Below are 12,716 nucleotides of genomic sequence, written 5' to 3' on the forward strand. Positions count from 1 at the left end.
AAATAAGTTTTAAAAGTTATTATATATTTAAATATTATTATTTAACTTCACGTAACGTAATATGAATATTTTCAGCAGATATTTCAAATTTTGAAGATGTATCTGGTAATATTCCCGTTAGGTCATATTCTAATTTAAAGTTTAAATTAAAATAACCATTTTTTTCGTTAGGATTAAGATTAAATCCACTTTCAGGATTAGTAATAGTTATTACACTATCATTTCATTTGGGAACAAGAATACTATAAATTTTATTAATATTAGCAAAATAACCATTTTTTATAACTTGTTTTTTTATTTTTCCATCTTTGTCATAATCTGAATACTTGTCTGAAGCTTTTGGTAATTCCTGTACTGTATCAACTGTTCACTCAGAAAATATTTTTGAAATTTGTGTTGTTGCATCAACAAAAGTTTGGTTAATCTTAATAGCAGTAGTACTTTCAATATCACCAGTATTAAAAGTAGATTTACCATCATTACCAACTAAGAAATCAATGGTAATATTACTAACATTACCATTAAATATAATTGATTTATCATCATTATTAGTAACCGTTGGGTTTGTCATTTTAAATAAAGTTGATTTAGCATCATTTGAAAAATCACCTGAAAATACAAAACCTAAACTTAAACCAGAATATTGAACTTTATCTTTAATAGCAACATTTAAATTTTGTTTGATATATGATAACTGAGTTCTAGCAATATCTTCTTTTGAAGGTGCATCAATTTTTCCATCAATTGGTAAATTTTCAACATTAATATTTAGATTACCTTTAGTAATTTCTTCTTTAATAAAGTCTCTAATTGCATCAGCTTTTTTTTGATCACTAGTATGACTTGTATCATTACTAATTGTAATTTTAATATCTTTAGTAACTGATGGTAAATTTAAATAAGAGATTTCCGCTTTTACTCATAAATGACCATTGACTAATTCACTACCAGTTGGTAAAACAAACTTAGGTTTGTCCTTTTCATCATTATCATTATCTTTTTTTGGAACATAGTCCATAATTTTGACATGTGCATCAGGGTGATATCAATTTGTTGGATGTTCATTGGTACTTTCTTTAAGTTTACTAGAGAAAAAGTTACCAATGGAGGTTTGCACAGAAGTATCTAATTCGCTAAAAATTTTACCTTTCATTTCTCCTATATTGGTATCATCTGATAAATTAAGATCATCTTTAATTTTCAGACTACTATCAGTAACAAAAGAGGCAGCAAAATTAAGAATATCCCTTGGAGTCATTTGATTATTTTCACTACCACAAGCAACAACTGTTACAACTGGTGTTGTTGCTAAAGCAAGTGTGCCCAGTAATTTTAATAAAGATTTCACAAAAACGCTCCTTATCATTTCATTTAATTAATATTTTTAAAATACTGTAACATTATAAACAATTTTAAACTAAATTACATTATTATTTCTAAAATTATTGGTTTAATATCGTATTTTTTATTAGTAATCTGAAATGTAGAAATTGCCAAATCTAAAAATTGGTGATGAAAATGTTGATCTTTATTAGTATGGAGTTCCATAATTACACTATTTTTTTCAACTTTTTGACCATGAATTTGTTTTAAATAAATTCCTGCCACTGGATCAATGATATCAGTTTTAGTAGTTCTTCCTGCTCCTAATATTACTGATAATTCACCTAAAGCATAATTATTAGTAAAATCTAAATAGCCCGATAATTGTGCCTTAACTTTAATAATATATTTAGCTGGTGGTAATTTATCAATATTATCAAGATATTTAGTATCTCCACCTTGACTTTTAACAAAATCATAAAAAATTTGTAGTGGTTTTTCACTAGTAAACATAGCATTAGCTTTATCAATACCCTCTTTTAAGGTTTTTACGTTTTTAGCTCCCAATAAGGCTAAAGCTACTAAATTACTAACAAGAATTTTCAAATCTTCTGGTCCTTTATTTTTTAAACTTAAAATAACTTCTTGTAATTCTAGTGCATTACCAATTGTTTGTCCTAAAGGCTTATTCATATCACTAATAATAGCATAAATTTTTTTATTAAAAGCTTTACCAATATGTACCATTAATTTTGCTAACTCTCTTGCAGTTACTATATCCTGAACAAAGGCACCTTTTCCGCATTTAATGTCTAGTAAAATTAAATCAGCACCCATTGCTATTTTTTTAGACATAACACTAGCAGCAATTAATGGTAATGAATCAACTGTTCCTGAAACATCACGTAGTGCATATAATTTTTTATCAGCAGGCACTAAATTACTAGTTTGACTAATAATACTCATACCAACTTTATTAACAACTTTAATAAAATCTGATATTGCCAAATCACATTTAAAATTTGGAATTATTTCCAGTTTATCAATAGTACCACCAGTAATACCCAATCCTCTTCCAGAAATCTTTGCAACCTTTAAGCCACAAGCAGCAGCTAATGGACCAAATACTAAACTAGTTTTATCACCAACACCACCAGTTGAATGTTTATCAATACTAAAACCAGTAATTTGTGATAAATTCATAGTTTCACCAGTATTAATAATGGCTTTTGTATATTCTACTAATTCATCATTAGTCATTCCCTGAAAATAAACAGCCATTGCTCAAGCGCTAATTTGATAGTCTGGTATTGTTTCGTTGGCAATACCTTCTGTTAAAAATTTTAGTTCCTCTTTGTTTAAACTTTGTCCTAATTTCTTTTTAGCAATTAAATCAATCATATACATTTTAACAAAACACCTTACTTTCTTTTTATTAAATAACAATTGCAATGGCAATTGCATTAGTTTGATTATGTGATAAAGATAAAAGTAATTGATAATTTTTGATAATAGTTATTGGCTGATTATATTGATTATAACTAATATCAATATTTTTAAATGTTAACTTTTCTTGTGGTAATGCCTTAAAAATTGCTTCTTTTAATGCTCATCTTCCTGCCAAAAATTCCTGTTGACGTTGTAAAGAATATTGATTAAAAAGTATAATTTCTTTCTTACTTAAAATTCTTTTAGCAAGCTCTTCAATATTTTCTATTCGATTTACTTCAATAATATCTATACCTACACTACGCATTGTTAACTCCTTATATAAAATAAAAGGTTAAAACCCTAAAATCCTTGTTTTTATTATATAATTAATATGAAAGAAAGTGTGATATTAATTTCAATAAATCAAATAAATTTTGAAAAGATGGTGGTATATTAATGACATTTTACTTAAATCAAAAACAAAAATCATTAATTAAAGAACACTACCAAAGCTATAAAGTTGATAATAAAAATAGTAGTTATGAATTATTTCAATATCATAATATAACAATTGAAATTTATCAAGAAAAAGTTATTTTTAAAGGTACTAAAGAGGATATTATTGCAGAATATCGTAGTATTTGAAATCAACTTGATGAAAATCAATCACCAGTCATTGGCAATGCTGAATTTGGTATTAATAATTTTTTTGGTCCACTTGTTATTATTAGTTCTTATATTGGTTCGGGTAATTTAGAAAAATTGCGTTTACTTAACATTCGCGATTATAAAGACTTATCACAAAGTAAATTTATTGAATTAGCACAAGATATTATGAAAACAATTATTTTTGAGTCAGTAATCATTAACAATCGTAAATATAATCAATGAATTGATGCGGGTTATAACCCCAATATTATTAAAACCTGAGGAGAAAATCAAGCATTAGTTCGTATGTTACAACATAGAATTCAATATGATACTATAGTTATTGATCAATATATTAATGAAGATACATATTATAAATACATTGAAAATATGAAAGATAATCGTAATAAAATTATTAAAGATAAAGTTCAATTTGTTACTAATGCAGAAAGTAAGTATTTAGCTATCGCTTGTAGTACTATTATTAGTCGTTATTTATTTTTGGAAGAAATTAAAAAAATAAAAGGTATTGACACTAATACAATTCCATTAGGTACTGGAAAAGAAGTTAATATATTTTTAGAAAAAATTAAAAATGAAAAAACAATTGAATTTAATAAATTTCTTGAACGTCATAGCAAAAAATCATTTACTGAATTTTTTAAATAAATAATTAAAACTTAATTTTTATTAACTATATATAAAAAGATATTTTTTATTTAAAAACTATTAAATAAATGATATAATCCAAATCAGATATATGTTTAAATATATTTTTAAGTCCTATTTTGTTTTTATAAACAAAATAGGACTTTTATACTTAAAGGAGAAAATAAAATGCCAAAAGAAGAAAAAAAACCTTTATTAGAAAAAAATAAACATACTAATTATGGAATTACCCATCAACAACCTTCTATAAATAATAGTAATTCAAGTAGTACTGAAAGTCTTAATAGTTCTACAATAAGTACCATCATTAATAATATAGAAGAAGATATAGAAACAAATAATCAAATAAATTGTATTATTCGTTATAATGGACAAACACATAAAACAAAAGACGAAAATGGAAAATGAGAATATAAAACTGAAATTAGAGATGACTTTGGTTATTTAACTATTATTAATGAAAGTATCGTTTTTATTGATAACAATCAATATTGAAAAAAAGTAACATGTGTTCAAAAATATGAAACGTTAGTTTTAGAATTATTAAAAATAAATTTTAATAAAAATACAATAGAAATATATAAAAAAGAATACAATGATGCTAATGAATATATTAACGATACGTTAAATTTAGAAACTTTTCAAAAAAAAGAAAGAAAATTATCACTTGAAGAACAATTCTTAGAAGGTATTACTATAAAAACTATTAATAATCTTAATAAATTTATAGCAAATACCAACTCACTTAATGAACAATTAAAATTATTTAAAGAATATTCTAATAATAGAGATTTAAATGTTTTATTAAAATTATATAAATATTTAACAATAATACAAAATTTTATTGATCAAACAAAACCAGGAATAATAAGAAATATTGCATATAAATTTTTAGGATTATTAGAAATTTATATTGGACTTACTGGTAAAAATTTACAAAGAGTAGTTTCTAATTTTCCCATTGATGGTAAAGAACATACATCCCAAGATTATATTGATGCTATATTTTGAAATTGACAAAATTATGTTATGGTATTACTTGATACTACACTTGGCACATTTTTCACTTCAGCAGCTTCAAGTTGATCACGAGATGTTTTTTTTAATAAAAAAAACAAAACAAATCCCATTGAAATCAATCAATTTAATACCAGTGACTTTGAAAAATATAAAGAAATATTTGAAACACTTTTATTTGAAGAAGACCATCAAAAATTAATGAAATATTTTTCAAATATTTCCATACTTAATGATTTAATACAGAAATTTAATCAAATTGAAAATTGTGTAGAAACAGAATTTGAATATCATCCAAATTTTAAAAAAGAAATTGAACGAATTAAAAAACTAATTATTAATTCACAAACAGAAAATAATAATGCTAATAATGATATTGAAATTAAACAAGTAATATCTTTAGCAAATAAAACAATTAAAACTATGGAACAACAAAATAATAAACCAATAGCATTAGTAACTAATTGAGGACGTAATCTTTTAGTTAATTTAATTTTAGAAACACTAACATGAGCAGGTAGTCATATTATTCTAACTGGTTCATCAGAAAATACTTCTAAAGAAGATTTTAATTTACATGATTGAATCACGAAAGACATTTTTACTACAGGTGCTTTAGCAGCAAATATAAGTCGTTATTTTGTTATGAGACCAATTAATAATATTTTTAAATCGGGTTTAACAAACTTAGGAATTCCAACTAATCTTTGTCCTGAAAAACTTTCAAAATGAGTTGAAAAACAAACTAGATATAAAAAAATATTAATGGCAATCCCTTTATTTTTATCAGTCACTTGTACTGTTAATGCTGTTAAAACAGGAGCTGCATTAGTTACTGAATATGGATTTCAAAAAACCATAAAATTATTTTATGAAAAATTTGTTAGATGAACAACATTAGGATTTTCAATTGGTGTAACAGCAATTGATATGATTGCTTTTGCTATTTCTGATTTTTATAAAGATGTATTTAATCAACCAATAACTATAAAAAAAATAACAGAAATATTAACTAGTTGTTGTGGATTTACTAAAAAAGAAGCAGTTTTTCTTGAAAAACATTTAGAAAAATTAGAAAACAATGGGAAATTCACAACTTTTGATGAATTGTTTAAAAAATATCAGGAAGAAGAATTTGAAGATTCTGTTATTGAAGAAGTTTTATCACAACAAATAGAATCAGAAAAATCATCAAATGGAAAAGAAACTGATGACGAAACATCAATAGAAGAATTTCCTATTGACAATCCATATGAATTTGCAAATGATATAAATAACCAACCATCAACAAGTACAGGAATATACCATCCAATGCCATTCAATTAAAAGCACTATTTAAATTTAATTTTTAGTCACTCTTTTAAAAAGAGTGACTTTTTTAATATTTTATATTTATTTTTTTTCTAAAAAATGTACACTGATTTTGGGTATTTTAGATGTATAAGAATAAATATACCGAAAAAGTAGTGAGAAAGGGATTTTTATGGATGAAAAAAATAAAAGAGAAAAAGAAATAGCAAAAATAAAAGAAAAATTTACAGCTAATAAAATAAGAAAAGAAGCCGAAAAAGCTGAAAAAGAAAGACAACAACAAGAAATCGAAAATAAGAAAAAAAATGAAAATAAAAAAACTTTATAAAATTAATATTTAAAGAAAAAATCACTTAATTATTAAGTGATTTTTTTATAAAAATGAATAATTTTAATATTTTGGTTTTCTTTTTCATTTTGAATTATTATCAACATTACGTTTAAAATCATTTCTATTATTATGAGATGAAAAATTTAATTTAGTTGGTACTTTAACAACATTTTTAGGTAAATCTCAATCTGTAGTATCTAGTAAAGTAATTTCATGATTTTGATAATATTGAATTTCTTGAATTTCATTATATTGAACTCTATTACTTACTAAAGTAATAGCAGTTCCTTGCGCTCCAGCACGAGCTGTTCTACCAATACGATGAGTATAGTATTCATATTCACGTGGAATATCATAATTAAAAACATAATCAATGCCATTAATGTCAATTCCTCTAGCAACAACATCAGTAGCAATTAATACTCTAACCTTACCATTTTTAAATTGTCTCATTGCTTCCATACGTTCTCTTTGACTTTTATCACCGTTAATAACAGCACATTTAATATTATTTTGTTCTAATAATTGTGCAATTTTGTTAGTAAAAGCTTTTGTATTTGAAAAAACAATACTTAATTGTGGTTGTAATTTTTGATATAAAGCAACTAATGCAGTTTCTTTTGTTATATTACGACAATCAAAATAATATTGTTTAATATTTGCTTGTTGTAATTTTTGACTTTCATCTTCAACAGTAATAATAACTGGATTATTTTGATAATCATCAGCAATTTTTAAAACTGGTTTTGACATTGTTGCTGAAAAAAGGACAGTTTGAATATTTTGTGGTGAATTCTCAAATAAGAAATCAATATCTTTTTTAAATCCCATTTTTAACATTTCATCTGCTTCATCTAAAACTAATGTTTTAATTGAATTTAATCTTAAACTACAACGATTAATATGATCAGTAATTCTTCCTGGTGTTCCAACAACTATGTTACTAGTTCTTAAATCATATAATTGATTTCTAATATTAACACCACCACATAATAAAGCAACATTAACACCATTTAAAAAATAAGCATATTTTTTTACTTGTTTAGCAACTTGGATTGCCAATTCTCTAGTTGGACAAACAATAATGGCTTGATTACGATATAATTTTATATCTAAATTATGTAATATAGGTAAGACAAAGGCAGCAGTTTTTCCGGTTCCGGTATGACTTTTTCCAATAATATCTTTTTTTTGTAAAGAAACTGGAATTGTCTTCTTTTGAATTGGTGTTGGGGTAGTATAACCTCATTTAGCAATAGCAGCAGTTAATTCTTGTTTTAAATTTAGTTCTGTAAAACTCATATATTTCTCCTTAAAAATAAATTTTGAATAAATTTAGAAAAAATGATAATTATAACCTGAAAAATAACCTCTAAAAGAGGATTATTTTAAAAAAGGATTAGTTTTATTTATTATTTATATATAATATACTTACTTACATTTTAAAGTATTAATTTATCTAATTTTTCTAAATTTAAAAGTTGTCAAATAATTTCATGATATTATTTATTTCTTTGACATCATTAACAACTTTTTGATATTTTTTTATCAATCATATCTTAAAAGAAAATTGCGAATTAATCAACAACTTAAATATAATACACTATTTTTAATTAAATGTAAAGATAAATTTATGGAAATGAAAACCTGAATTGTAAATATAAATGGGACAGTTTTTTAAAATAATTGTATTAAATCTATTGGTCTTTTATAAGATAGTGATTTTCTGGGTGTAGAATTAATTTGAAATGCTATAGTAATGCTATAGTATTTAAATCTTTTTGTTTATATGAAGATAGATCTGTAGATTTTGGTAAATATCTTCTTAAAATACCATTATTATTTTCATTTAAACCTCTTTGACAAGGTTTACCAGGATCTGCAAAATAAATCTTAACATTACAATTTTTTTCGATTAATTTTCATTTACTAAATTCTTTACCACGATCAAAAGTAATAGTTTTAACTGTTCCTTTTTGTAACTTTGAAATAAATTTTATTATACTTTTTGTAATATTTTCTGATTTATTATTTTTAGTTGCTAAAGGAATTGTGGTTTTTGATCATATATCAGCTAAAGTAATAATAGAACTTTTATGATCTTTACCAATGATAGTATCACCCTCTAAATGACTAAATTCCTTTAATTTTGTAGAAAAGTAATTATACATGATAAAGTGTTATTTTTAGAGAATTTTTACACTAAATAATGTTACTTTTAACAAATTTTTAATTAAAAATAATATTTTAAGTGTAAATTGATGAATAATTTTTGGTCATCCATACTTTTCTACATAATTAAAACTAAATTCTTCTATATTTTTAATATTAGGAATGATTAAATTTCTTTCATGAATAGACTTACAATTATTAATTCTGCCCCTAGTTTCTTTTTGTTTGTGAGGTTTATTTTTTCCTTTTCTCAATAAGTTATTTTCATCAAAACCCATTCGATTTGTTTTAAAAATGTTATATAAAGTTTTTGTTGAAATACTTTTTATTTTATTTTCCTTTAAAAAATTAGCAATTATATCAAGAGCATAATTTTTAGTAATTAACAAATGATTAATAGTATTAATTTCTATTAAAGTTAAAATTATTAATTTTCTACCTGCATTTTGTTTATTTTTTTGAATTTTATTCAATATTTCTAATGGTAATAAGTTTTGATTTAATAATCTACAAACTCTATGTACAGTTGATTTACTATAATCAATGGCTTTTGCTATTTTACGAATCGAAAATCCATAACTTTTATATTCTTTTATTGCTATTATTGATTCAATAGTCAGATACTTATACATTGTGCTAATTCCTTTCTTTTCTTAATTATAGAATTAACACAATTTAATTTTTATATAAGTGTCCTTTTTAATTTTACAATTCAGGAAACTATAAAAAATATTTTTAAAATTAAGAGAAAAAATAAAAAAATAGCATTATAATGCTATTTTTTGTTATAATTATATTATAAAAATTAAAGAAATAAATATATGAAGTAATTAATAAAGTTAATAAGTTATTTTGCGAATAGTTAACTTAAAGATTATATTAATTATAGCATAAATTTTTGTGTTTTTAAAGCATATGAAAGGAGAATTTTACTTTAATTTTGTAGAAAAGTAATGATACATGATAAAGTGTTATTTTTAGAGAATTTTTACACTAAATAATGTTACTTTTAACAAATTTTTAATTAAAAATAATATTTTAAGTGTAAATTGATGAATAATTTTTGGTCATCCATACTTTTCTACATAATTAAAAGAATTTTATGTGCAAGAAGAAAAAATAAAAATAAGAACAATTTTTAATGATGCTACAAAATTAAAAGAAGCATTAGAAAATTATTTTATTCATTGTAAAGAGTTTGATGAAATACCTACTAAATTAGGAATGTTAATTTATTTAGATATAACTGAAAATACTTTAAAAAAATGAAAAGAAAAAAAAGAGAAATACTTTTTTACAACAAATTAATTGAGCGCATTCTCAAATTGAACACTTAAATTTACAAAGATATTTAAAATCACATGCTGGTAATTCTTCATGATATTTAGAAAGAGCATATGTTAATAAATATCATTTATCTACAAAAATTGATATCAAAAATAATGATAATACCACCCCTATAGCAATTAGTTTAGAAAATAAAGGTAAGAATAAATGTTAAGTAATTTTGGTTATTTATTAGATATTGCTAAAAGAATGTATTTAAAACAACCTTTAAATATTAATAAAATTAAACAATTAGGTAGTCGTAAATCTGGTAAAACATTTAGTGATATTGAATTTCTTGGAATTTTATTAATGTTATAAAATATTAATATTCATGCTTATTTAATTCGTAATATGTCAAAACAATTAAATGATAGTTGACAAGAATTAAAACAAATTATTAGAGCAACTTATCCAAGTATTAATTTTATTATTAGTGAAACTAAAAAAACTATTGAATTTAATGGTAGTAAAATCACTTGTAAATATTTACATGCACAAGATAATAGTAATGTTAAATTAACTGGATTAGCAAGTAATTATTTATATGATTATGTAATTATATGAAGTGATGAAAGATATGAAATTACTGAAAATGATTATCAAGATTTAAAAGATGCAATTCGTGGTGCAAATCAATTATTAGAAATTGAAAGTTGTAATCCTTGGTCAATTCTTAATGAATTTATTAAAAAAACTATAAATGCTTGTCCACAAAATGAAAAGCAAATTATTAATGAATATGAACAATTTACTATTATTGATAAAACTATTTATCATTATCAAAATTGGAAACTTAATAGTCATTTAAAAGATAGTGATAAACAACAATTATTAGAAATAGAAACTCTTGACCCAATATCTGCAAGAGTAAGAAGTCATGGTTTAGTAGGTTATGAATCTGGTGGAATATATTCACATTTACTTCCTAAAATTAGTAGAGTAATACAAAAAAGTTATAGATTTAGTGCTGGATTAGATTATGGGTTTAAAGATGATGCATTAGCATGTTTATTAATAGGTTTTGATTATGATTTTAATTTTGTTAATGTTATTGATTGTTTAAAAATAGAAAATAAATTAGTACGTTATGATAATAAACAATTAGCAAGATTAGTGGTTGAATTTTATATTAAATTAGCAAAAGAAAATGTTTATTTAGATGAATATGGTTTAACTGTATATTGTGATTTTAGTAATTATACATTTATTGAAATGCTTAATGATACAGCAATTAAATATAGGATTAGTTCATGGCTATATTTTAAAGATTGTGTGAAGTTAAGACTTGAATTTAGAATAGGTAAGAATGTGGCTTTAATGGCTTCAGAACGCTTAAATATTAGTATGAATGCACAAGCATTATTAGATGAATTTAGATTGGCTGTATGAGACCCTAAAAGTATTAAACAAATATCATTAGCGGGTAATGACCATTTACGTGATGCATTTGATTATGCTATAGAACCATATATTAGAAATTTAAGTGCAAATATAAATCCTTATTTTGAAAGGAAGTAACATATGAGTAATACTGAAATATTAACACCTAAATGATGTATGATAAATCTTCAAGAAATTATAGCAAATCATGCAAGTAAATTATTATGGGGTAATGGTTATAATTTAACAAGTGAACATGAAGAATATAAAAATGCTATTGAAAAATTAAAAGAATGAAATAATTTTGATAGTTTATTTTATCAAGATTGTCATATTAAATCTGGTTATGGTTATAGTATTGTTCAAATTGATAGAAGTAAAACTGGAAGAATAGCATTAAATTTTGCTCAACCATATGCTCAATCAAGAGTAGCAAGAGTATTAGAAACTGAATATAGTGCATCAACATGGTCAAGAATACAATATGATGACCAAAGTATATTTGTTAAAACAACATATACACCAAATCAAATAATTAGATATTTTACGAGTGATACAGTTACATTAGATGGTTTACAAGAAAAGATAAGTAAAGATTTACAATTGCCATTAATAGAAAATCATAATTTAGGAATTATTCCAGTTAAATTTATGCAAAATTTACCTAAAAAGAATTTTTTTGGTGGAGTAATTGGTGATTATTATCCAGATATGACTGCTTGTAAAGGATTACAAAAATTATTAAATCATACATTTGAAATTATATGAAAAGAACTTGAATATAATCGTACAAGAGTTTTTGCAGATATTACTGAACAAGAAATAAATCAATCTAAAACTGCTTTTGATATGAAAAAACTATTTGGTGAGGGCGCATTGCAAACTTGGATACGATTTAATAAAAATATAAATGAGAGATAAAACTCTCATTTTTTAATTGTTAAATAAAAAACTTAATAAAACTCTCGTAGATAGTCTAATTATGAGTACTAAATGTAAATAGTACTACATGAGTATAAAAGAGTAATTTATTAATTTTTATTGAATTGTTATTGTATGAAATTGAAATTAAATTTGTATAGAAATGCAATAACCATAAACCCTG

At 23.3% G+C, this 12,716-nt stretch carries 11 protein-coding genes and 2 pseudogenes; 7 read left to right on the top strand and 6 right to left on the bottom strand.

Annotated elements, in window-relative coordinates:
- Positions 1–37 precede the first annotated feature (37 nt).
- The 3 genes from AAHH39_RS04390 to acpS all read right to left on the bottom strand — a co-directional run bounded on the left by AAHH39_RS04390 (position 38) and on the right by acpS (position 3,079).
- A complete protein-coding gene (locus AAHH39_RS04390) occupies positions 38–1,348 on the bottom strand; it encodes a hypothetical protein (RefSeq protein ID WP_342218984.1) in 1,311 nt (436 codons plus the stop codon).
- Between the two features lie 74 nt (positions 1,349–1,422).
- Positions 1,423–2,730, bottom strand: coding sequence for a thymidine phosphorylase (locus tag AAHH39_RS04395; protein WP_342218985.1), 1,308 nt, complete (start codon positions 2,728–2,730; stop codon positions 1,423–1,425).
- Between the two features lie 28 nt (positions 2,731–2,758).
- On the bottom strand, positions 2,759–3,079 hold the full coding sequence (gene acpS, locus AAHH39_RS04400) for a holo-ACP synthase (protein WP_342218986.1): 321 nt from the start codon (positions 3,077–3,079) through the stop codon (positions 2,759–2,761).
- A 131-nt stretch (positions 3,080–3,210) separates the two neighbouring features.
- Here acpS and AAHH39_RS04405 point away from each other — a divergent pair, with 131 nt between their 5' ends.
- From AAHH39_RS04405 to AAHH39_RS04415, 3 genes are all read left to right on the top strand, one after another.
- Positions 3,211–4,071 carry a ribonuclease HIII gene (locus AAHH39_RS04405; RefSeq protein ID WP_342218987.1) on the top strand — a complete coding sequence of 287 codons (861 nt, stop codon included), beginning with the start codon at positions 3,211–3,213 and terminating at the stop codon, positions 4,069–4,071.
- A gap of 168 nt (positions 4,072–4,239) precedes the next feature.
- Positions 4,240–6,414: a hypothetical protein gene (locus AAHH39_RS04410; protein ID WP_342218988.1), complete on the top strand. Its 2,175-nt coding sequence runs from the start codon at positions 4,240–4,242 to the stop codon at positions 6,412–6,414.
- A 157-nt stretch (positions 6,415–6,571) separates the two neighbouring features.
- Positions 6,572–6,727 (top strand): hypothetical protein, encoded by a 156-nt coding sequence (locus AAHH39_RS04415; RefSeq protein ID WP_342218989.1) that lies wholly within the window; start codon positions 6,572–6,574, stop codon positions 6,725–6,727.
- 63 nt (positions 6,728–6,790) lie between these two features.
- On the opposite strand, the gene AAHH39_RS04420 is transcribed toward AAHH39_RS04415, so the two are convergent.
- The 3 genes and pseudogenes from AAHH39_RS04420 to AAHH39_RS04430 form a co-directional block, all read right to left on the bottom strand.
- Positions 6,791–8,032 carry a DEAD/DEAH box helicase gene (locus tag AAHH39_RS04420; protein ID WP_342218990.1) on the bottom strand — a complete coding sequence of 414 codons (1,242 nt, stop codon included), beginning with the start codon at positions 8,030–8,032 and terminating at the stop codon, positions 6,791–6,793.
- A 375-nt stretch (positions 8,033–8,407) separates the two neighbouring features.
- A pseudogene (locus AAHH39_RS04425) lies at positions 8,408–8,871 on the bottom strand (IS30 family transposase); the annotation flags it as partial.
- A gap of 171 nt (positions 8,872–9,042) precedes the next feature.
- Positions 9,043–9,534, bottom strand: a pseudogene (locus AAHH39_RS04430) (helix-turn-helix domain-containing protein); the annotation flags it as partial.
- A 472-nt stretch (positions 9,535–10,006) separates the two neighbouring features.
- On the opposite strand from AAHH39_RS04430, the gene AAHH39_RS04435 reads away from it, so the two are divergent.
- The 4 genes from AAHH39_RS04435 (at position 10,007) to AAHH39_RS04450 (ending at position 12,532) form a co-directional block, all read left to right on the top strand.
- The gene (locus AAHH39_RS04435) at positions 10,007–10,210 is read left to right on the top strand and encodes a terminase small subunit (protein ID WP_342218993.1); all 204 of its coding nucleotides are present in this window, start codon (positions 10,007–10,009) and stop codon (positions 10,208–10,210) included.
- Between the two features lie 186 nt (positions 10,211–10,396).
- On the top strand, positions 10,397–10,549 hold the full coding sequence (locus tag AAHH39_RS04440) for a hypothetical protein (protein WP_342218994.1): 153 nt from the start codon (positions 10,397–10,399) through the stop codon (positions 10,547–10,549).
- A gap of 33 nt (positions 10,550–10,582) precedes the next feature.
- Entirely contained in the window at positions 10,583–11,749 is a 1,167-nt protein-coding gene (locus AAHH39_RS04445) for a phage terminase large subunit (RefSeq protein WP_342218995.1), read from the top strand.
- Between the two features lie 3 nt (positions 11,750–11,752).
- On the top strand, positions 11,753–12,532 hold the full coding sequence (locus tag AAHH39_RS04450) for a hypothetical protein (RefSeq protein WP_342218996.1): 780 nt from the start codon (positions 11,753–11,755) through the stop codon (positions 12,530–12,532).
- Positions 12,533–12,716 lie beyond the last annotated feature (184 nt).

The organism is Spiroplasma endosymbiont of Amphimallon solstitiale, assembly GCF_964030965.1.
GTDB lineage: Bacteria > Bacillota_I > Bacilli_A > Mycoplasmatales > VBWQ01 > Spiroplasma_E.